Genomic DNA, 20309 nt, shown 5'->3' with positions numbered 1-20309 from the left:
CCGGGCGTCGGGCCGGGCCGACGTGCCGGGGGAGTTGGCGTCGGTGCGGTTGTGCCCTGGAAGGTTTCGTCGAATGAATCAGGGGTTGATGATGTGTTCGGGTCGAACAGGAACGCGCGTCAACGCGAGCCCGGTGGCGTTTCGGATGGCAGCGACGACGGCCGGCGTCGACGAGAGGGTGGGTGGCTCGCCTGCACCGCGAAGACCGTACGGTGCCAATGGATCCGGATTCTCGAGGATGTCCAGCTTCATGGGCGGCATGTCGAGAATCGTCGGGATGAGGTAGTCGGTGAACGACGGGTTCTTCACCAAACCGTCGACGACGACGATCTCCTCCATCACCGCAAGACCGAGCCCCTGGGCTGTGCCGCCGTGGATCTGGCCTTCGAGCGAGAGTCGGTTGAGGATCTTGCCGACGTCCTGGACGGCGGCCATCTCGACCACCTTCACGAGCCCGAGATCGACGTCGACGTCCACCACGGCGCGATGGACACACAGGGCGAGCTGGGTGTGGCTCGCGCCCTGCCCGGTCACCGGATCCATTCCGCTGGTGGGGCGATGGTGGAATTCGCGCGTCTGCTCGATGACGCGGTCGCCGAGTACATCCTCGATCGTCGCCAGCACGCCGTCGGTGGCCGAGACGATCTTTCCGCCGTCGAGGCTCAGGTCGGCCACTGCGCGCCCGAGGTACAGGCCGGCAAGGACGAACACCGCCTCGCGGACGGCCTCGCACGCGGTCTTGACGGCACCGCCGGTCATGTACGACTGGCGCGATGCCGAGGATGATCCCGCGTTGCCGACCTTGGTGTCGGCCGGGTGGATGACGACCTTCGTGACGCCGAGTTCGGTGCGCGCGATCTGCGCTTCCAGCGTCACGAGTCCCTGACCCACCTCCGCGGCAGCGGTGTGCACCAATGCTGTTGCCTCACCGCCGATCACCTCCAGTCGAACGCGGGCGGTGGAGTAGTCGTCGTAGTTCTCGGAGAAGCAGATGTTCTTGATCCCGACGCCGTATCCGATCCCGCGTACGACGCCTTCGCCGTGGGTGGTCTGCGATGCCCCACCCGGCAGATTACGGATGTCCGACGCGTCCAGTGGCTCGGGCAGTTCCATGGCCTCGGCTCGGGCGAGCATCTCGGCCAGCGGCGCGGGCGCTTCGATGACCTGACCGGTCGCCAGGATCGAGCCCTGGCTGACGGCGTTGATCTGGCGGATTGCGACCGGTCCGATGCCGCAGGCTTCGCCGAGCTTGTCCATCATCGACTCGTAAGCGAAACATGCTTGTACTGCGCCGAATCCACGCATCGCCCCGCACGGTGGATTGTTCGTGTACACCCCGTACGCGTCGATCTCGATGTTGGGGATGACGTACGGCCCGACGCCGAGCGAGGCCGCATTGCCGACGACGTTCAGGGTGGCCGAGGTGTACGCCCCGCCGTCGAGGATGATCTCGACGTCTGCGAACACCAGCTTGCCGTCGCTGGTCGCACCGTACTCGTAGTGCATCTGCGCCGGGTGGCGGTGCACGTGACCGAAGAACGACTCGTAGCGGTTGTAGACGATCTTGACGGGCTTGCCGGTGTGCATGGCGAGCATCGCCGCGTGGATCTGCATCGACAGGTCCTCGCGCCCGCCGAATGCTCCGCCGACACCGGCGAGCGTCATCCTGATCTTTTCCTCGGGCAGTCCGAGGCACGGGCCGATCTGGGCGAGGTCGTTGTGCATCCACTGGGTCGCGACGTACAGATCGATTCCGCCGTCCTCGGCCGGAACAGCCAGTCCCGATTCGGGTCCGAGGAAAGCCTGATCCTGGATCCCGACGGCGAAGTCGCTGCTGACGATCACATCCGCGCGGGCACGGGCGGCGGCGACGTTGCCGACGCGCACCGGCTGATGGCGCGCGACTCCGCCGCGTTCCTGCACCTTCGGGTAGTCCGGATCCAGAGCGGCGCGTCGAGCGTCGGTCAGGGGCTCGAGCACGTCGTAGACCACGACGATCTTTTCCATTGCGCGCCGGGCAGTTTCGGGATGATCGGCCGCGATCAGAGCAATGGGCTCACCCTCGTGCCGTACCTCGTCGAAGGCCAGTACCGGCTGGTCCCACGTGTGGTCGAGTCCGAAGCACTTGCGTCCCGGTACGTCGTCGTGGGTGAGCACCGCCTCGACGCCGGGCGTTGCCAACGCCTTCGAGATGTCGACCGAAACGATCTTCGCACGCGGATGCGGGCTGCGAAGCGTTGCGCCCCAGAGCATGCGGTCGATGAACAGATCCGAGGAATATGCGAACTCGCCCTTGACCTTCAACGTTCCGTCGGGCCGGAGCGGGCTGTCGCCTACGCGACCGCGGCCCGGGGCGGGGATATCGGCGGGTACTTGCCGGGGTGTAGTGGTCGGGGCGCTCACAGCACGTCCTCCGCGAGTTTCATGAGGCGACGGTGCGCATCGGCTCCGGCACGGCCTATTTCGTCCTGCGGGGCGCTGGTCAGGACGTCGTTCTCGACGATCGTTCGACCGCCCACCATCAAGCGAGCCAGCGGTGGCGTCTGCCCGTAGGCGAACGCGACGACTGGGTCGTCCACCGCCGAGTAGAAGCCATCGGTGCGCCAGATCGCGATGTCGGCCAGCTTGCCGACCTCGAGCGAACCGATCTCGCTCTGCCGGCCCAGTACCGTTGCGCCGCCCAGGGTTCCGATCGCGAGTGCCTGACGCGCGGTCAGTGCTGTCGGACCGTACTTGGCTCGCTGCATGTACATCGCCTGGCGGACCTCGCCGGCAAGCGGCACCATCTCGGCCGAAGCGGAACCGTCCACACCGAGGCCGACGGGTGCGCCGGCCGCGAGCAGGTCCGAGATCCGCGCGATGCCTGCGCCCAGACGTGCATTGGAACTCGGGCAGTGCGCAGTGCCGGTGCCGGTGGCCGCCATCTTCGCGATGTCGGAGTCGTGCAGGTGCACCGCGTGGGCGAACCACACGTCGTCACCGAGCCAGCCGACCTGCTCCATGTATTCGACCGGGGTGCAGTTCATCTGGGCCAGGCAGTGCTCCTCCTCGTCGAGGGTCTCGGCCAAGTGAGTATGCAGCCGAACACCTTTCGCGCGAGCGAGCCCGGCGGACTCCACAAGTAGCTCTTTGCTGATGGAGAACGGCGAACACGGCGCGACCGCGATGCGAAGCATCGAACCGAAGGAGGCATCGTGATAGGTGTCGATGGCGTCGGAGGTAGCGGTGAGGATGTCGTCGAGCGACTCGACCACCTCGTCCGGCGGCAATCCGCCGTCGGACACACCCCGGTCCATCGAGCCGCGGCACGGTTGGAACCGCACACCGATGCGCTGGGCCGCGTCGATCTCGGCGGCGAACAGGTCGCCTCGTCCCTTGGGGAAGATGTAGTGATGATCGGTACTGGTGGTACAGCCCGATTTCGCGAGCCATCCCAGCCCGGCTGCGGCAGCACCACCGACCACCTCGGCGTCCATCTTGGACCATGGCTTGTACAGCGCAACAAGCCATTCGAAGAGTGTGCTGTCCTTGGCCAGGCCCTGGGACGCCCACTGGTACAGGTGATGGTGAGTGTTCACCAGGCCGGGGGTGACGAGACAACCGGAGGCGTCGATCGTCTCGGCCCCGGGGATGATCGGTGCCGTGCCCGATCCGATGGCGCTGATCGTGGTGCCCTCGACGACGAGGTAGCCGTTCGGGATTTCGTCACCGACGATGGGTGCGATGTACGCACCCGAGATGACAGTGGTCATTTTGCCTCGGCCTTTCGTGTCGCAGCGAGCCGAACTGCATCCAGAATCTTCTCGTATCCCGTACAGCGGCAGAGGTTTCCGGCGAGAGACTCACGAATCTCGACGTCCGACGGGTTGGGAACACGCTCGATGAGATCGTGCGCCTGGACTACGAGTCCGGGGGTGCAGAAGCCGCACTGGACGGCTCCGCACTCGACGAACGCCTCCTGCATCGGGTCCAGCTTGTCGCCGTCGGCGAGGCCTTCGACGGTACGGATCTCACGGCCCTCGACCTGTCCGACGGCCACCAGGCAGGCGCACGCCGGGATACCGTCGAGATAGACCGTGCACGAACCGCATTCACCTTGTTCGCACGCGTTCTTCGATCCGGGCAGTCCCATGCGCTCGCGCAGCAGGTAGAGCAGGCTTTCGCCCTCCCAGACGTCGTCGGCTTCCATGTCTTTTCCGTTGATGGTGCAGTTGACTCGCATGTTCAGGCCACCTTCCGTGCGGCTGTCAGGTCTCGCCATGCCCAGCCCAGCGTTCGCCGGGCCATCACGGACAGGGCGTGCTTGCGGTAATCGGCAGTGCCACGTACGTCGTCGATGGGACTTGCTGCCGCACTGACCAACCGACCGAACTCCTCCGATACCCGAGGATCGAGGGCACCGTCCCACTCGAGTTCGGCCGCGAGGTAGTTCTCGGCATCGTAAGCCCGCCGCGGCGTCGGCGCAGCGGAGCCGAGACCGGTGCCGACGCGGCCGTCCTGTGGAAACAGTGCGATGGAGAACGAGCACACGGCGATGACCATCGCGTTACGGGTGCCGATCTTCGAGAAGTATTGCGGCCCAGCGGCCGGCGCAACGTGAAAGGCTCGGATCAACTCGTTCGGCTCGCACGAATTGCGCTTGACGCCGACGTAGAACTCGGTGGCCGGGATCATCCGCACCCCGCGCTCGGCCGATTCCACTTCCACGGTCGCGCCTGCAGCGAGCAGGGGCGCGTGCAGATCGCCTGCCGGTGACGCGCCCCCGAGATTGCCGCCCACAGTGCCGCGATTGCGGATCTGCGGCGAACCGACGGTGCGGGAGGCCTGGGCGATGCCGGGAAGCCGGTCGCCGAGCTCGGCGATGATGCGGACGTAGGGCACGCCTGCCCCGACGCGTAGGGTGCCGTCGGCGAGCTCTTCCCATTCGGTGAGTTCGGTGATCGGGTTCAGGTCGAGCAATCCGCCCGGCCGGTGCAGGTCGAAGTTCATCTCGACCATGACGTCGGTGCCGCCCTGAATAGGGACGACGTCGACGTCGTCGGCTTTGGCGGCCAACGCGTCGCTCCAGGTCTGTGGTCGTAGAAATTCCATCGTGCTGCTCTCCGCTCACGTGTCTTTCGGTCGTGTTCACCCAGTACAGCCGCCGGCGGTGCTGCGAACGAGGGACAGGAACGACGAAGTATGACGACGATCACAGTGCTACTTTTGGAGGATCCTACGAAGAGCGAGGTCGATGTCACCGTGCGGTTGCGTGATCTGGCCGATTTGCCCGACCTGATGCTCCAGCCGATCGTCACACCGGATCATTTCGACCCGACGATCCGGTGGGTCGTCACCACCGACATGCTCGATCCGAGTCGGTACCTCAACGGCGGAGAACTGGTGCTGACCGGGTTGATGTGGCGGACCGGGCCCGCGGATTCGCAGACCTTCGTCCGGGCGGTCTCCAAGGCGGGTGTGTCGGCACTGGCGGCCTCCGACGGCGGTGTCGTTCCCGACGACTTGGTCGCCGCATGCCGCGAGCACGGACTGCCGCTGTTCCGGGTCCCGGCCGACATCGCGTTCGCGACGGTCACCGAGAGCGTTGTCCGGCAGCTGTCCACGGCACGAGCATCGGATCTGAGCCTCGTGCTGGATCGACATCGTCGCCTGGTGGCGAGCGCCGGGCCCGGCGGAGGCCTCGGTCCGCTGCTGGACATGGTGAGTTCGGATCTGGGCATGAAGTGCTGGGTCGTCACGTCGTCGGGACGCGTCCTCGCCGGATCGGACGGCCCACCCGACACCGAGGCGCTCGCGCAGGAGTTCATGACTGCCGCTCGGCTACCGAAATTCAGCCGAGAGCATCGTGTGTCGATCTTTCCGGTCGACGGGGAGGCGTCACCTCGGGTGGTGGACTGGTTCGTCGCCTTCGAAAGTGATTGGCAGACATGGGATGCGCCGAGAATTTCGCTGGCCGGGCAGCTGGCGTCGATCGTCGCGGTCGAACGCAGCCGGGCCGACGACCGTCGCACCGGTTCGGCCATCCTGGCGCAGGAGTTCGTCAAATCAATCGTCGGTGGCGCGTTGCCCACCGACATCGTGGCGCAGATGGGCATCATCGGTCTCGACGTCGAAACTCGGTATGCGGCAATCGCTGCCGCAACATCGGGAGAGACGGTTCGGCTGGGTGAGCTGCGACCGCTGCTCGGCGAAATCGTGGCTCCGCTCGACATCACCGTCGCCACTGTCGACGGTGAGGCGATCGCGCTGATCGACGCCGCAGCCGACCGGACCGAAGCGGTCAGGTCGGCGGTCCGTGCTCTGATGCCAGGGTTGGCCGGAAGTGGCATCTCGATCGGTGTCAGTGCTCCCGCCGCGCCCGGTGATCTGCGGAGCGCGATCGAAGAGGCACGCTACGGCCGCCGCCTCGCCGAGCGTCGGGGCGGCGACTGCGCCGTCGTCGGGCACGACGAACTCGCTACGCTGACAATACTTCTCGCCAACGTCCCCGACGACGTTCGACGCATGTTCACGGCTCGCCTGCTCGCCCCGCTCACCGAGTACGACGCCCAACACCACACCGATCTCATCGCCACGCTGTCGGTGTATCTCGACACCAACGGTGCGTGGACACGGTGCGCCGAGCACCTGCACATGCACGTCAACTCGGTCCGATACAGAATTGCGCGCATCGAGGAACTCACCGGACGGGACCTGTCGCGCCTCGAGGACCGGATCGAGTTCTATCTGGCACTGCGATTGAGATGAGTCTGCGACGCGCTCGCGGAGCGGGTCTAGGGTGACGGTATGGCTCTCATTGCACTGTTGGATCTGACGTTCAAGCCCGAATCCCTTGCCGAAGCACGGGCGCTGCTGCGGACCGTTCTCGCGGACACCCGCGCGTTCGAGGGGTGCCTCGGCGTCGAGGTGTGGGTCGACGAAGAGAACGAAGCGCACGTCGTCGCGCACGAGACGTGGGAATCGGCGGAGGCCGACGCGAAGTACCGCGAGTTCCGCGCCGGACCGGGCAAGATCGTCGAATTGCCGCCGCTGCTCGCCGCAGCACCGTCGTTGACTAAATTCACCGTCGATTCCTCGGTGTAGCGGATTCGTCGATCCGGCCACCGGCCACGGTGGCCGGTTGTGGTCGACCGGTGAGGAACCCCTGCACCATGTCGGCACCGAGATCGGCCGCCACCCGCAATTCCGCGTCGGTCTCGACACCCTCCATGATCACGCCGGCACCGATCTGTCGGGCGAAGTCGATGATCGCCGTGGCCGCGGCGCAACGGAACGAGTCCCGATCGATTCCGTGCACGAGTGCGTAGTCGATCTTGAGGGTGTCGGGCCTGAGCTCGACGATGTGGCGCATACCGGCGAATCCGGCTCCGACGTCGTCGATGGAGATTTGGACCCCCGCGTCGCGCAGGCTCTCGATGGCGCGCGTCACCGCACGGTAGTCGTCGACGCGTTCGTGCTCGGTGATCTCGAGGTGGAAGGTTCGGGTTGCCAGATGCGGACGCAACCGGTCGAGTAGGTCGGTCGTGCGGATGGTGTCGGCCGACGCATTGAGCGACACGAACGGCCCCGGTGGCAGCAGGTGAACATCCGCTAGTGCCCGTTCCAGTGCGGCGCGTTCGAGCCGTGGACCGACGCCGGCCTCGGCTGCGTCGCGGTACCACGACAGGGGCGATCCGTGGCCGAACGGGAATCGCGACAGTGCCTCGTAGCCGACGGTCGAACCGGTGACCGTGTCGCAGATGGGCTGAAAGAAGATGTCGGGACCGCCGGATTCGATGAGCGCATCGATTCTCTGCCTGGCCTGTTCGCGGGCGTCCGCTGCGGACAGTCCCGTCTCCGGAAACTTTCCGGAGGTCCGTGCTTTGAAGCGATACATCTCGATGTCGGCGAGTGCGATCAACCGTCGGACCAGTACGTGCAGGCCGGTGTCGGCGGGTGGCGTCTCCACGGCCGAGCCCACACTGGTGGTGAACGGCGGGCCGTCGAACGATTCCTCCAGCGATGCGCGAATCCTGTTGTCCGATTCGGCGATCGACTCTCTGGTTCCGACGCTGACGACCACGAACTCGTCGCCGCCGAGTCGTGCGACCGCGGACTTGTCCCCCACCGCACAGGACAGGCGACGGGCGACCTCGACGAGCACTGCGTCACCGGAGGGATGGCCGAACCTGTCGTTGATGTGCTTGAACCGATCGATGTCGAGGACGGTCACTCCGACCGCCTGCTGTGCGCGGTCTTCGGCCGGGGACAGGCGCAACGAGTCGACGGTATCGAGCAGCCCACGTCGGTTCCACAGACCGGTCAACGGATCTCGCAATGCCCTCGCCGCGCTCGTTCGCAGCTGACCGATGTACGACTTGATCATGAAGGGCGCGGCGTAGAGGGATCCGATGGTCACCATCCGAGAAGTGGTGGACCATGGATCGGCACCCTCGGAGACAGCCAGAGCGGCAAGGCCAGCAAGGGTGAGTGCACCGATTGCCAAGTGAATCAACATGACACGGTGCGAGCTCGCGACGACGATGAACGCTGCGACGATCGAGAACATCGCACAGCCCGGCATCGCGTCGAAGTGGGTTTGGAAGGCGAACAGAACGGTCACGATACCGACGTCGGCGTAGAGGATGTAGACGATCGCCATTCTCGGGGATGCCCACGGCCGGAGGTACCAGGCAATCGCCACCGGCACCGTGGTGACGGACGCCAGGAGCACGGCGATCGACATGGGGTTGGAGAACTGACCGGCGGGGACCATCAGGGCCCCGGCGAGGCCGAATGTGAGCGTCATTCCGCTGATGAACAGCCGCACCCAGCGTTCCTCCGCGGTGGGTGCGAAGTCTCCCGGTTCGGAAATGGTGACGCCCTCCGTAGAACCAGCCACTAACCTGCGTGAACGCTAGCACCCACACCTGGTCCCGTAGTGGGGATACAGCCGTTCAGACCATGTCGTGCTTGGTGAGCCAGCGCAACGTCGGCCAGCCGAGAAACACCGGTAACCAGCAGGTCAGTACGCGATAGAGCAGCACGGACGGGACTGCGATGGAGGCGGGGAGGCCGAACGCGGCAAGCCCGCCGATGAGGGCTGCTTCCACGGCCCCCACACCGCCCGGCGTCGGGGCGGCCGAGGCCAATGTTCCACCGATCATCGTCACCACTGTCACCGTCACGAACGTCGTTCCGCCGCCGAACGCCTCGACACTCGCCCACAGGGCGAGCGCAGCACCCAAAGTGGTTGCGGCGCAACCCAAGATGATGATCGAGAACCGTTTCGGGTCGCGGGCGAGTTCGCCGAGCTCGGTGAGCACTTCGGCAACCTGGGGCCGGACGGCCACTTTCAGCCACAGTCGCAGCTTGGGCACGAACATGAAGGTCCCGACGACTCCGAATGCGACGCCGGCGATGAGGTACAGCACGGTGTTGCCCGGCACCATGTTGGACAGCCCCGACGACGTTCCGGCGACGACGCTGAAGAAGATCAACAGGCTGACATGGGTGATCACCTGAACCGACTGTTGCAGTGCCACAGCGGCCGTCGCGCGGACGGTACCCAATCCACCCTTCTGCAGAAAGCGAACGCTCAGGGCCAGGCCACCGACGCCCGCAGGTGTCGTGGTCGCGGCAAAAGTATTCGCTACCTGCATGATCGTCAGATTCCTGAAGCTGACCTTGCCGAATGCGCAGGCCCACAATGCGGCACCCGCACCGATGTAGGTCAGTGCGGAAACGGCCAGACCGAGCAGTGCCCACCACCAGTCGACCGAGCCCAATTCGACGACGAACGCGGGAACTGCACTGATGAACGGGTATGCGACGTAGACCAATCCGATCAGCAACACGAGCGAGATGATCTGGTTGCGGCTGAATCGAGTCACCTGCTCGGCCTCGATCCTCGCGGCACCGGTCTGATCGAGGACTTCGAGCCGGACGGACTTCATCGTCTTTCCTGCATCGGCGACCGACTGGCGCACCCGAAGGGGGATGGCGGACTTGGTCAATCGACCGGACGCCGCGATCACGACGTCGATTCCCAGTACCTCGACGGCCCTGGCCACGGCGCGATGGGAGCCGAAAAGGTCTGCGGTGGTGAGTAACAGCTGTGCGACGTCGGATTGCATCTGGGCGTCCGACGCGCCGAGTTCTGCGTGCCCGAACCCGCAGAACAGTGCCGCGCCGTCGTGGAGCCGCAGTTCACCCCGATGCAGGTCACCGTGCGAGATCTGATTCTCGTGCAACGTGTTCAGAGCCGACCAGAGAGCTCTGAGCGCGGCATCGTCGAGCTCGGCCTCGATGGGGTCGCCGATGGGCTGGCTGTGCGCGTACAACGTCCAGCCGCGGTCGAGTGCTGCTACCGCCAACGGGTGGCTGCCTGCGGCATTCATACTCTTGATGGCCAGGCCCATCAACGCGCGATGCTCGACGGCGCGGCGCATGGACGCGTGCAACGGCGCCGTCTCGCTGCCGCGGCGGGTGATCCATCGCCAGAACTGGCGCAGCGCACCGCCACTGCGTTGGTTCTGTCCGTAGAGTTCGACCACCACATCGGCGTCCGGGGTGTGTGCGTTCAGCACCAACGGGCCCGGGCCTGCGGGGCGCACGACGGTGAAGCTGCGGACGTCGACGCCCCGGCTGCGGAACAGGCGCACGGCCGCGTCGAGTGGAACCTCCAGTGCCGGGGTGCCGACCAGCAGCACGATGATCGCACCGACGAGCCAGCCGACGGCCAGCCCGAGCAGCGAACGGGCCGGGACCACCGTGGACACGACCAGGTGTATCGGTACGAAGGCGAGCAACAGTGCCCACCATGCTCGACGCCACCGCGCGGGCAGGCCCGGGCCCGACACCGTAAGTGCCGCGGCGAGCATGGCGATCCAGCGCGAATCGTCGAGGAATTGTGACAGGAACGTGTCGAGTCGCTCGGGCACGTCCAGGTCCCACGTCGGAGTCGAGATTCCGGTACCGGTGATGGACAGAGCCAGCGCGGCGATCAGAGCTGCTGCGGCATACCCGGCCAACAGTTTCCATTTGCGCCCGGCGATCAGCCCGATCAACACTCCGAACGGGAGGGCGAGGATCGCGACGCCGTAGACGATGTAGACAGCGTTGGACTGATCGGGGCTGAGCACGCCGACGATGTTGGACACCGATTGTTCGAGTGCGTCCCACTGATTTCGGGTGATGAGCGAGCCGGCGATGACCAAGCTCAAGAACACCGAGGCGGCAACGACCCGAATGATGTCACTGGTTCTTCTCACCAGCGGCTGCAGCAGGTTTCCCGCTACGGGAACGTCCCGCCCATCCACGCGCATGGGCTCAACTTACCGTGCGGTACGCCGACGGAGTTCGTTGCGCACGGCGGGCCATTCGGATTCGATGATCGAGAACACGACGGTGTCGCGCAGTGAACCGTCGGCCATGCGTTGGTGATTGCGCAGAATGCCGTCCTGCTTGGCTCCGAGTTTCGCGATGGCCGTCCGCGATTGGAGGTTCATCCAGTGGGTGCGGAATTCCACCGCGATACAACCGAGTTCCTCGAAAGCGTGCGTCAGCAACAGGAGTTTGCTCGACGCGTTGGTACCGGTTCCGTGGGCGGAGCGCGCATTCCAGGTGTACCCGATCTCGACGCGACGGTTGTTCGCATCGACGTTGCAGAAGGTCGTCGCGCCGAGAATCTGCCCGGTATCGTTGCGCCGCAGAGTGAATGGAAGCATGGTTCCCGCGTCGAGCAGTCCCAGCCGGCGATCGATCTCTGCGGCCATGTCTTCCGGTTTCGGAACGCTCGTGTACCAGAGGTTCCAGAGCTCGCCGTCGCGGGCGGCATCGCACAGCCCCTCGAAGTGATCGCGGCTCAGCGGCTCCAGGGTCACGAGGTCGTCAGTGAGGGTCACCGGTTGCAGAAAGGACATTGGCCGACGATACGTCCCGGCGTGGTGTTCGCAACAGCGAGAAGATCACCGCCGCGGTCACGACGAGAGCTACGACGACGATCGACACGACCTCGGTGTAGGCGTGCGCGTAGGCGTCGGCAAACCCGGGGCGTCCGGCTGCTGTGGCATCGGCGTCGGCTCGGTCGGGTAGCTCGCCGCGGACCAGGACGGTCAACAACCAGGCATATCCGGCCACCATCAGGGCCTCGCTGCCGATGCGAAACAGGTTCAGCACGCCCGCCGCGGTACCGCTGCTGTGCGGCGGCACCGCAGCCAGTGCCTCGCCGTCCACCAAGCCGATCGGAAGTCCGAATCCGAGCCCCAACGCGATCATCGGGACCACGACGGCACCGAGCGGGACACCTGGTTGCAGCGCCAGCATGCCCAGATTGCCGAGTACGAGGCAGCCGAGGCTGACCAGCACGACGCGAGTGGGGGTGATGGCGTCGAACATGCGGCTCAGGCGGGCGACGGTCAACGGAGCGAGCAGAACGGGGATGGTCATGGCCAGCATGAACACTCCGGCAAGCCCCGGCGTCAGCGACGCGACAGCGCTCAGCGCAGCGGGCAGATACGTGAGCAGCGTGACGAATCCGATGGCCCCGGCCACCGGAACGAGGCACAGGGCCAGGAATCTGCGGTTGCGCAGCAGCGAGAAATCGAGCAGGCGGTGCGCCGTCGATTCGGTTCGCAGAGCCGGCAGAGCGACAGTTCCGATGGCCGCCGCAGCCAGGACGGCCGCCTGGGCGGCGAACACGCCCCGCCACTCGAACGCCGCGACGAGCAGCCCGGAGATGGTGGGCCCGAGTGCCAGACCGAGACCGTTCACGGTGCCGAACAGTGCGAACGCGGTTGCTCTGGCCGCGCCGTGGAAGTGAAGCGAGAGAATGGAAGTGGAGCCCACCAGAACCGCTGCGGCTCCGATGCCCGCGAACACCCGCGCGACATCGAGTAGGTACAACGACGGCGCGACGGCGCTGACCGCACTCGTGACGGCCGTCAGTACCACCCCGATGCGGAACGACGTGCGGTGACCGATTCGGTCCGACACCGCGCCCCAGACGACGGTGAACAGCGCGAACGCGATGTTGAAGCCGTTGACGACCCACTGCAGAGGCGTCGGGTCGGTGCCGAGGTCGCCGGCGATGACCGGAAGGGCGAGTGCAGTACCCGAGATGGACATGGGTACGACGAATTGAGCCGCGAGTACGACCGGTAGCACTGCCTTCATGTGTCCCCCTGAACCGTAGGTACGATGATTGTCGTACTAGACCAGGTTTCAAGGTACGGCGCAAGTCGTACCTTGTAGGAGGAGCGCATGGCGGACAAGGACGGGCATCCCGAGCCCGAGGAAATGCAACTGGGTGCGGTGATGTCCGCGTTGGCCGATCCGTTGCGTCGCCAGGTGGTCACCGAACTCGTCGGCGACGACGACGGGGCCGAGCGGACGTGTATGTCGTTCGAGCTCGGTGTCACCAAATCGACTCTGACGCACCATTTTCGAGTGCTACGCGAGGCAGGCCTGGTGTTCCAGGTCGATCGCGGAAACAGTCGCAAAGTGACGCTGCGTCGCCACGAGCTCGAAGAGCGATTCCCCGGTCTGCTCGATCTGATCGCCAACGAAAACCGGTAGCCCCGCACCCTCTTCGCGTCCTACGGTGGGCGGCATGCACTTCGCGATGATCGGCACGACGGCGCCGAGCCACATCTACCCCTCGCTCGCCGTCGTCGCCGAATTGGTCCGACGCGGGCATCGCGTCACCTATGCCGTCGGCGAGTCGTTGCGGCACTTGGTGGAACCCGCCGGTGTCGAGGTGGTGGCGTTCCCCTCGATACTTCCCGACGGTGAGGGCTCCTGGCCGGACGACCCGGCCTCGGCGATGCAGGTGTTCCTCGACGAAGCGATCGCGTCCTTTCCCGTGCTCACCGCGTTCTACGACGACGATCAGCCGGATGTGATCCTCTACGACATCGGCGGCCTGACCGCCCCGATCCTCGGCGTCCGGTACGGCGTGACGGCCGTGCAGCTCTCCCCCACGTACGTCGCCTGGGACGGCTACGTCGAGGATCTCGGTGACGGGATGACCTCTATCCGCGAGTCGACAGCCGGCGTTGCGTATCGCGATACCTATGCGACCTGGTTGCGAGAGAACGACATCGACGCAGACCCGTGGGACTGGATCACGTACCCGGAGCACTGCCTGTCGTTGATCCCGAAAGTGATGCAGCCGAACGCCGATCGAGTCCCCAGCTCGGTGCAGTTCGTCGGCCCGTGTCTCGATCCGGTGCGACTGCACGACCGATCGTGGTCCGCGCCCGAGGGGCCCGTTCTCTACGTATCGTTCGGCACCGGGTACAACGAACGCCCCGACTTCTACCGGCTGTGCATCGAGACGTTCGCGAACACGGACTGGCACGTGGTGATCTCGATCGGCCGTCGCGTCGACCCCGCCGTACTTGGGGAGCTACCGGCGAATGTCGAAGTCCACGAACATGTTCCGCAGCTCGCGGTGCTCGACGCCGCCACCGTGTTCGTCACCCACGCCGGAATGGGTGGGTGCACCGAAGCCCTGTGGTTCGGCGTGCCGACAGTTGCCCTACCGCAGGCGGTCGACCAATTCGGTAACGCGGCGATGCTCGCCGAACTCGGCGTGGGAGTGCAGGTCGACTTCGACGGGGTGACGGCGACAGGACTGCGCCACGCCGTCGAACAAGCCCGGGGACTCGCGCCGCGCGCACGTGAGATCAGCGCAAAGGTGCGCGCGCTTGGCGGCGTCGACCAGGCCGCGAATGCGATCGAAGCATTCGGTGTCGATGCCGGCGGCGCGGCTACGTAGCCAGCGTCGCCAACTCCTCGAACGTCTCGGCGTACGTGTCTCGGACCTGATCCCAGGAAGCCGTCATGTCCACACTCTCCGGACCGGCGATCGGCAGCGCATAGCCGTACTGCGAGCGCGGCACCGGGCTACCGGGCAGAACGAGTACCTGTGTGAACGCCGCAGAATCAGGATTGAACGTCAGAGTGTGCGAGGCGACGTTGCGGCCCCAATCCTCCGACGGCCACGACAGGAAGATCACGTGCCGAGGACTCTCGGCGGGGTCGGTGTACGAGACGTAGCTGCCGTAATGATCTTCTCCCGGAGACATGATCTTGTATGCGCCGTTGTCGGTGTAGATCAACAACGCCTCGGCGAACGGCTTCTGATCGAACAGTGCGGTGTACCTCAGCGCCTGAACGAACACGGGTCGGCCCAACGGAATCGAGATTGCATCCTGCTGTGTAGTCACGAGAATCAAAGGTACCGATTCAGTCCTCCAGAACGCTGACGCTCACGCCGTAGGGCAGGAAACGAACCCGTCGACGCGGGTCGGTGTTGTCCTTGTGTGCCCGCAGCGCATCGAGTTCGGTGGCGTAGAGCTGATCGATCTGCGCCGAGCCGGCATCGTCGACGCTGTAGATCGCCCAGACGCCATCACCCTTCTGGCCTGTGGTTTCCGGCTCCGGCGGGGCTTTGGGTGCTCCCGTGTTGGCGAACAGCGAGCCGACGACCTCGCGCAGGCCCTCGGTTGCTTCACGCGCGAACTTGTCGAAGTCGTCGGATCCGAATCCGAAGGGTCCCTGGTTGGCCATGGCGCTACCTCCTGAGTGAAACTCCAGTATGCGCGCTTTCTCCGAACGGACGAGAAGCTACTGCTGCAGTCGGGCCCCGATGGTGTTGTGCAGAGCCCGCAGTGAGTTCTGGCCGAGCGAGACCGTCTGCGATTCGATGTGCCGCAACAGATGGGTGTCGTTCAGAACCTTCTCGCTCGACTGGATCAGCACCGTGCCCGCGCCGGTGAAATCGAACTGACGCTCTTCGCCACTGTTGGCCCCGAGAAATCCGCGCGCGGCACCGAGGAAGTTCTGCATCCAGGCGGCATCGAAGTGATGCGAGGGTGACGGGCAATCTGCCCATCCGACGAGCGCTTCCGGGTCGATCCGCAGCGGCGGCTCGGCGAACATGACCGTGCCGTTGGAGGAGGCCAAGAACTTGCCGGTACCGAGCAGCGTCAGGAAGCCGGGCACGATGGACTGCTTGAGGTCGAGAGTCGGCTCGAAAGCCAGCAGATTTGCGGCTCGGATCGTCAGGTTGCCGTCGTCGAGGTCGTAGCTGTTTATGTTGAAGCCGCGATCCCCGAGGATCAGCTTGCCCTGCCCCTGCGCCACCACCCAGTCGTTCGAGTACAGCGGCGACGAGAACCGCGCCGCCACGATGGCGGGCATGGACGTCTGCCCGAGTGGTTCGAATCGGACGTTGCCGTAGTACGCGATCATCGCGCCTTTGGAGGTGAACCACGGCTGGCCTGCGAGTTCGACGCAGAACGCGTAATCGTTGCCGGGGACGTTGTCGTTGACCGGCAGGGTGTACGGGGTGTGAATCTCCAAACTCATTGCCGCTCCCTAGAACTTCTGCTCGGACGCCTGCACCCACACGGTGCCCATGCCGGTCATCTTCAACTGAATCGCCTCGCCGCTGCCCTTGCCGACGGCGTCACGCCAACCGACGTTGGCGGAGATGTCGACGTTGATGTTGCCGATATGGCAGACGTACGCCTGCGGATCGACCACGACCATGGGGTTGTTGGGCCCGACCTGCAGCGGAGTCGCGCCGCCGTGCGAGAGGACCGCGACGCTGCCCTGGCCGGTGAGTTGCGTCGTGAACAGACCCTGCCCGGTCATGGCACCGCGCACTGCTCCGCGAACGCCGCCCTGGGAGGTGAGCGCAACGATGGAACTCTGCAGGTAGCCGTCGTGCACCAGGAGCCGGTCGGCCTCCACGGTGAGCATGGACGAGCCGTCGAGATGGATCACTTCGACGTACAGCCCGGCGTGGCCGTAGAAGACCTCGCCCCGACCCTCGGCGGCCATCATCGCCACGTGCTCGCCTGCCATCATGCGGCCGGCCATCCCCGCGACGCCGCTCATGCCGGGCATGGCACCCGCGCCGCCGCCCATGGAATGCGGGACGAACCGGACGTCGCCGGTGTAGTAGAGCATCGATCCGCGTCGAGCGAGCACGCTCTGATTCGGTGCCAGAACGGATTTGACGACTTTGCTGTTGACGAGTTCGAGCGGCACGTCAGCGCTCCTCGGGTTGGATGTAGACGACACCCTGGCCGTCGAAGCGGAGGGAGAACGCCTCGCCACTGCCGCCGCCGATGGCGGAGCGCCACGTGACGTCGGTGACGAAACTCTGGTTGAGCTGTCCTCGATGCGCGACGAAGGCGTCGGGGTCGACGACGAGCGGATACTGCGGATCGACGGCGAGCGCGATGATCGGCCCACCCTTCGACAGCAGCGCCACCGTCCCGGAGCCGCTCACGACGGTGGTGAACAGTCCCTGCCCCGACGTCGCACCACGAAGGCCGGAGAACTTCACGTCCGTCTTCAATTGACCTGTGAGAGCAAGTAATTGAGACGATTCGACGTGCAGGTTGTCGCCTTGCACCTCGACCAGAGTGATGTCCTGGGCGTCGACCGCGAAGTACACGGTGCCTTTGCCGGACACGTCCATCAGCGACAACGACTCGCCGGTCACCTTTTGTTTGAGCGCGGCGCGAAAACCGCCGCCACCGCCCATGCCTGCGCTCTTGAAGGCGACATCGCCTTCGTAGGCAACCATCGAACCCGACATCGCGCGCAGAGAGTCACCGGTCAGGTCTGCGACCAAGACACGGTGCCCGTTCATCCTCAGCTGAGCCACGGGGGAACTATGCCACCGCTCGCACCCCCGCGGCTACTGCTGGAGAAAATCTAGACGAGCGGCTTCAGAGCCTTGCCCGCTAATTCGACGGCACCGGGCTGGTGTCCGTTGGTGATCAGGTTGATGATGACGCCGTCGATGCCCTGATCGAGTACGCGCTTCTGCACCTGCTCGGCTACATCGTCGGGGGTTCCGCAGAAGTGGCGGTCGGTGGCCTTCGCTGCGTCCTCCTCGGACAGGTTCGTCAGATCGAGGCCCTGCTTCAGCACGAACTCCCGCTGCAACTCCTTGGCCTTGTCGCCGTCCTCGTCGATGATGACGAAGGCGAGGAAGCTCGTCTCGAGATCCTTCGGATCGCGGTCGACTTCCTCGCAACGGGCCTGAACGGCCGCCATCTTGCGGGGCAGTTCGTTTGCGTCGCAGATGATGTTGAGGTGATCGGCGAACTGGGCGGCCAGGCCGAAGGTCTTCTTCTCGCCGCCACCGCCGAGCATGATCGGCAGATCATCGCGGATGCGGGGCTCGTTCATCGCGTTCTCGACCTGGTACCACAGGCCGTCGAACGTCGGGCGCTGGCCGCGGAGCATCGGTTCGATGATCTGTAGGGCCTCGTCGAGGCGCTCGAATCGGTCGGTGAACGTACCGAATTCGAGTCCGAAGCTCTGGTGCTCGAGTTCGTACCAGCCGGCACCGATACCGAGAATGGCCCGGCCGCCGCTGACGACGTCGAGGGTGGTGACGGTCTTGGCCAGGATCGCCGGGTTGCGGTACGTGTTGCCGGTGACCAAGGCGGAGAGCTGGATGGTGTCGGTGGCCGTCGCGAGCGCCGACAGGGCGGAGTAGGCCTCGAGCATCGGCTCGTCGGGCTTTCCGATTCCGGGGAGTTGGTAGAAGTGATCCATCACGAACGCAGTGTCGAACCCGGCCGCTTCGGCCTCGCGCGCCTGCGCGATGACCTGGGGAAAGAGTTCCGCGACCGAACCGTCGTAGCTGAAGTTGGGCATCTGGTAACCGAGGCGAATAGTCACGGGAGCCACGCTACTCGGATATCGGCCCGCAGCACGTGGGAGAGGGCGATAATTCGTCCATGACCACCATCGATCTGGCCCGAGCACCGTTCTCCGGATTCGCCGTCGACGACCTGCCGGCAGCTCGCACGTTCTACGCGGACACCCTCGGTCTCGAGGTGACCGAGAACGAGATGGAGATGCTCGAACTTCACCTGGGAGCGGCGACGGTACTGATCTATCCCCGGCCCGGTCACGTGCCGGCGCAGTATACCATCCTCAACTTCCCGGTGGTCGACATCGAGGCCGCAGTCGATGCATTGATCGCCAAAGGGGTGGTATTCCAACAGTATCCGGACATGGACACCGACGAGAAGGGGATCTTCCGGCACGGCGGACCGCTCATCGCCTGGTTCACCGATCCGGCGGGCAACGTGTTGTCGGTGCTGCAGGACTGAACTCGACCGCTCAGGCAGCCGGGGTTCCTTCCGCCAAAGCCGTTGTCGCGGAACGTCGTACGCCCTGAGGATCGACCCACTCGACGACGGCGACATCACCGGGGTGACGTCCGATGAGAGCCTGGGCAAGATCCGACGACGAACCGACACCGGCACCGTCGAAGGCGACGATCACATCGTCGCCGGACAGTCCGATTGCCGAGGCCGGAGAATCGGTAGCCACCGTCACCACCTCGGCACCCATCGCCGGCTTGTTGTCGAACACGGACACATCTCGCACCGACACCCCGAAGTACGGGGTCCGGCCCACATGAACCGTCCCGCCGGACTGCCCCGCGACGACCTGATCGAGCACGGCAGCAGCCTCCGAGATGGGAACCGCATACGCCTCGGGGGCTTGCGGAGGCCTGCTCTCGGAGCCGGTGCGCGCCTCGTCCGAGAGGCCCGCTGTATTGACGCCCACCACACGACCCCAGGCATCGAACAGTGGGCCACCCGAATCACCTGCTCGCACATCGGCATCGACTCGAATCATCCGATCCAGAGTGTTCCGCGAACCGTCCACCGAACTACGGGTACGCACCTGCTGATCCAGAGCCGTCACCGCACCCGGGGCAGGCACCAGAACACCTGCGCCAGCGGCATTCCCGACGGCAGTGACCGCATCCCCCACCTCGGGAGGTGAGTCCGGAGCGAACTCGACCACCGGCAGGTCGGCCGCGGATATCAACTGCATGACCGCCAGGTCACGAGATTTGTCGTAACCGAGCACGGTGGCGTCGTAGATCAGTCCGTTGCCCATGTGCACCGCGCTGATCTCGGTCGCGTTTTCGACGACGTGGAAGTTGGTGAGCACCAGGCCGTCCGGGGCAACGACGAAGCCGGTACCTGCGACGCCGGAGTAGCCGGCCGTGGCCGAGATCGTGACGACGGTGGGGTTCACTCGCGCCGAGAGGTCCTCGAGAGTGAGCGGGGGCGGCTCGACGACGGGGATGGACGTGACCTCGGGGGCCTGCAGCTGGACGTCGGTGCCTACAATTCCGGGACTCAGCACTCCGGGACTCAGCACTCCGGGACTCAGCGGCGTGGCGAGGAACCAGACACCGGCGGCGACCAGCGTCAGTACCCACGCTCGACCACCCGACTGCATGAAAATCGATTATGGTCCGATGCCGA

The 20309-nt window shown here is 65.3% G+C and carries 20 protein-coding genes; 5 read left to right on the top strand and 15 right to left on the bottom strand.

The features are described 5' to 3' along the window. Positions 1 to 78: 78 nt before the first annotated feature. From JLZ96_RS12475 to JLZ96_RS12460, 4 genes are read right to left on the bottom strand one after another with little or no spacing between them, the layout of a single operon-like run. Positions 79 to 2403 carry a xanthine dehydrogenase family protein molybdopterin-binding subunit gene (locus JLZ96_RS12475; protein WP_236253931.1) on the bottom strand — a complete coding sequence of 775 codons (2325 nt, stop codon included), beginning with the start codon at positions 2401 to 2403 and terminating at the stop codon, positions 79 to 81. Further along, entirely contained in the window at positions 2400 to 3752 is a 1353-nt protein-coding gene (locus JLZ96_RS12470; protein ID WP_201010263.1) for an 8-oxoguanine deaminase, read from the bottom strand. The genes JLZ96_RS12475 and JLZ96_RS12470 overlap by 4 nt, the downstream gene beginning before the upstream one ends. Beyond that, positions 3749 to 4222 carry a (2Fe-2S)-binding protein gene (locus JLZ96_RS12465; RefSeq protein ID WP_201010262.1) on the bottom strand — a complete coding sequence of 158 codons (474 nt, stop codon included), beginning with the start codon at positions 4220 to 4222 and terminating at the stop codon, positions 3749 to 3751. The genes JLZ96_RS12470 and JLZ96_RS12465 overlap by 4 nt, the downstream gene beginning before the upstream one ends. 2 nt (positions 4223 to 4224) lie before the next feature. Further along, on the bottom strand, positions 4225 to 5091 hold the full coding sequence (locus tag JLZ96_RS12460; protein ID WP_201010261.1) for a xanthine dehydrogenase family protein subunit M: 867 nt from the start codon (positions 5089 to 5091) through the stop codon (positions 4225 to 4227). 90 nt (positions 5092 to 5181) lie between these two features. Between JLZ96_RS12460 and JLZ96_RS12455 the strand changes: the two genes are divergently transcribed. Together JLZ96_RS12455 and JLZ96_RS12450 are read left to right on the top strand one after the other, a co-directional pair. Further along, positions 5182 to 6747 (top strand): PucR family transcriptional regulator, encoded by a 1566-nt coding sequence (locus tag JLZ96_RS12455; protein WP_201010260.1) that lies wholly within the window; start codon positions 5182 to 5184, stop codon positions 6745 to 6747. Between the two features lie 39 nt (positions 6748 to 6786). Further along, positions 6787 to 7083: a putative quinol monooxygenase gene (locus tag JLZ96_RS12450; protein ID WP_032367731.1), complete on the top strand. Its 297-nt coding sequence runs from the start codon at positions 6787 to 6789 to the stop codon at positions 7081 to 7083. Here the strand turns inward: JLZ96_RS12450 and JLZ96_RS12445 are convergent. The 4 genes from JLZ96_RS12445 to JLZ96_RS12430 are packed head-to-tail and all read right to left on the bottom strand — an operon-like array spanning position 7061 to position 13155. Next, positions 7061 to 8881, bottom strand: coding sequence for a bifunctional diguanylate cyclase/phosphodiesterase (locus JLZ96_RS12445; protein ID WP_236253929.1), 1821 nt, complete (start codon positions 8879 to 8881; stop codon positions 7061 to 7063). The genes JLZ96_RS12450 and JLZ96_RS12445 overlap by 23 nt on opposite strands. Before the next feature lie 55 nt (positions 8882 to 8936). Further along, entirely contained in the window at positions 8937 to 11306 is a 2370-nt protein-coding gene (locus JLZ96_RS12440) for a lysylphosphatidylglycerol synthase transmembrane domain-containing protein (protein ID WP_201010259.1), read from the bottom strand. Positions 11307 to 11315: 9 nt separating this feature from the next. Continuing rightward, positions 11316 to 11903 (bottom strand): GNAT family N-acetyltransferase, encoded by a 588-nt coding sequence (locus JLZ96_RS12435; protein ID WP_048319229.1) that lies wholly within the window; start codon positions 11901 to 11903, stop codon positions 11316 to 11318. Beyond that, complete coding sequence (locus JLZ96_RS12430; RefSeq protein ID WP_201010258.1) at positions 11872 to 13155, bottom strand: MFS transporter; 1284 nt, start codon at positions 13153 to 13155, stop codon at positions 11872 to 11874. Before JLZ96_RS12430 ends, JLZ96_RS12435 begins: the two co-directional genes overlap by 32 nt. A gap of 87 nt (positions 13156 to 13242) precedes the next feature. On the opposite strand from JLZ96_RS12430, the gene JLZ96_RS12425 reads away from it, so the two are divergent. Further along, a complete protein-coding gene (locus tag JLZ96_RS12425) occupies positions 13243 to 13557 on the top strand; it encodes a helix-turn-helix transcriptional regulator (protein ID WP_027495157.1) in 315 nt (104 codons plus the stop codon). A 34-nt stretch (positions 13558 to 13591) separates the two neighbouring features. After that, entirely contained in the window at positions 13592 to 14761 is a 1170-nt protein-coding gene (locus JLZ96_RS12420; protein WP_201010257.1) for a macrolide family glycosyltransferase, read from the top strand. Here the strand turns inward: JLZ96_RS12420 and JLZ96_RS12415 are convergent. From JLZ96_RS12415 to JLZ96_RS12390, 6 genes are all read right to left on the bottom strand, one after another. Further along, complete coding sequence (locus JLZ96_RS12415; RefSeq protein WP_032373489.1) at positions 14754 to 15212, bottom strand: hypothetical protein; 459 nt, start codon at positions 15210 to 15212, stop codon at positions 14754 to 14756. The genes JLZ96_RS12420 and JLZ96_RS12415 overlap by 8 nt on opposite strands. Positions 15213 to 15231: 19 nt before the next feature. Then, complete coding sequence (locus JLZ96_RS12410; RefSeq protein WP_032369979.1) at positions 15232 to 15555, bottom strand: hypothetical protein; 324 nt, start codon at positions 15553 to 15555, stop codon at positions 15232 to 15234. Positions 15556 to 15612: 57 nt separating this feature from the next. After that, a complete protein-coding gene (locus JLZ96_RS12405; RefSeq protein WP_201010256.1) occupies positions 15613 to 16356 on the bottom strand; it encodes an AIM24 family protein in 744 nt (247 codons plus the stop codon). 9 nt (positions 16357 to 16365) lie between these two features. Continuing rightward, positions 16366 to 17043 (bottom strand): AIM24 family protein, encoded by a 678-nt coding sequence (locus JLZ96_RS12400; RefSeq protein WP_201010255.1) that lies wholly within the window; start codon positions 17041 to 17043, stop codon positions 16366 to 16368. A gap of 1 nt (position 17044) precedes the next feature. After that, a complete protein-coding gene (locus tag JLZ96_RS12395; protein WP_027495163.1) occupies positions 17045 to 17653 on the bottom strand; it encodes an AIM24 family protein in 609 nt (202 codons plus the stop codon). A 65-nt stretch (positions 17654 to 17718) separates the two neighbouring features. Then, positions 17719 to 18696, bottom strand: coding sequence for an LLM class F420-dependent oxidoreductase (locus tag JLZ96_RS12390; RefSeq protein ID WP_032368006.1), 978 nt, complete (start codon positions 18694 to 18696; stop codon positions 17719 to 17721). Between the two features lie 59 nt (positions 18697 to 18755). Between JLZ96_RS12390 and JLZ96_RS12385 the strand changes: the two genes are divergently transcribed. Further along, on the top strand, positions 18756 to 19133 hold the full coding sequence (locus JLZ96_RS12385) for a VOC family protein (protein WP_201010254.1): 378 nt from the start codon (positions 18756 to 18758) through the stop codon (positions 19131 to 19133). Positions 19134 to 19143: 10 nt separating this feature from the next. On the opposite strand, the gene JLZ96_RS12380 is transcribed toward JLZ96_RS12385, so the two are convergent. Next, positions 19144 to 20283 (bottom strand): S1C family serine protease, encoded by a 1140-nt coding sequence (locus tag JLZ96_RS12380; protein WP_201010253.1) that lies wholly within the window; start codon positions 20281 to 20283, stop codon positions 19144 to 19146. Positions 20284 to 20309: the final 26 nt, after the last annotated feature.

The organism is Rhodococcus sp. NKCM2511 (assembly GCF_014905595.1).
Classification (GTDB): domain Bacteria; phylum Actinomycetota; class Actinomycetes; order Mycobacteriales; family Mycobacteriaceae; genus Rhodococcoides; species Rhodococcoides fascians.
Note: the sequence above shows the minus strand (reverse complement) of the source record. Positions and strands in the feature narration are given on the sequence as shown.

Excerpts from the sequence above, each read along its gene's own strand:
- JLZ96_RS12430 (WP_201010258.1), bottom strand. The coding sequence starts at position 13,155 with ATGAAGGCAGTGCTACCGGTCGTACTCGCGGCTCAATTCGTCGTACCC.
- JLZ96_RS12465 (WP_201010262.1), bottom strand. The coding sequence starts at position 4,222 with ATGCGAGTCAACTGCACCATCAACGGAAAAGACATGGAAGCCGACGAC.
- JLZ96_RS12455 (WP_201010260.1), top strand. The coding sequence starts at position 5,182 with ATGACGACGATCACAGTGCTACTTTTGGAGGATCCTACGAAGAGCGAG.
- JLZ96_RS12425 (WP_027495157.1), top strand. The coding sequence starts at position 13,243 with ATGGCGGACAAGGACGGGCATCCCGAGCCCGAGGAAATGCAACTGGGT.
- JLZ96_RS12395 (WP_027495163.1), bottom strand. The coding sequence starts at position 17,653 with ATGAACGGGCACCGTGTCTTGGTCGCAGACCTGACCGGTGACTCTCTG.
- JLZ96_RS12470 (WP_201010263.1), bottom strand. The coding sequence starts at position 3,752 with ATGACCACTGTCATCTCGGGTGCGTACATCGCACCCATCGTCGGTGAC.
- JLZ96_RS12385 (WP_201010254.1), top strand. The coding sequence starts at position 18,756 with ATGACCACCATCGATCTGGCCCGAGCACCGTTCTCCGGATTCGCCGTC.
- JLZ96_RS12410 (WP_032369979.1), bottom strand. The coding sequence starts at position 15,555 with ATGGCCAACCAGGGACCCTTCGGATTCGGATCCGACGACTTCGACAAG.
- JLZ96_RS12460 (WP_201010261.1), bottom strand. The coding sequence starts at position 5,091 with ATGGAATTTCTACGACCACAGACCTGGAGCGACGCGTTGGCCGCCAAA.
- JLZ96_RS12420 (WP_201010257.1), top strand. The coding sequence starts at position 13,592 with ATGCACTTCGCGATGATCGGCACGACGGCGCCGAGCCACATCTACCCC.
- JLZ96_RS12435 (WP_048319229.1), bottom strand. The coding sequence starts at position 11,903 with ATGTCCTTTCTGCAACCGGTGACCCTCACTGACGACCTCGTGACCCTG.
- JLZ96_RS12450 (WP_032367731.1), top strand. The coding sequence starts at position 6,787 with ATGGCTCTCATTGCACTGTTGGATCTGACGTTCAAGCCCGAATCCCTT.
- JLZ96_RS12405 (WP_201010256.1), bottom strand. The coding sequence starts at position 16,356 with ATGAGTTTGGAGATTCACACCCCGTACACCCTGCCGGTCAACGACAAC.
- JLZ96_RS12440 (WP_201010259.1), bottom strand. The coding sequence starts at position 11,306 with ATGCGCGTGGATGGGCGGGACGTTCCCGTAGCGGGAAACCTGCTGCAG.
- JLZ96_RS12380 (WP_201010253.1), bottom strand. The coding sequence starts at position 20,283 with ATGCAGTCGGGTGGTCGAGCGTGGGTACTGACGCTGGTCGCCGCCGGT.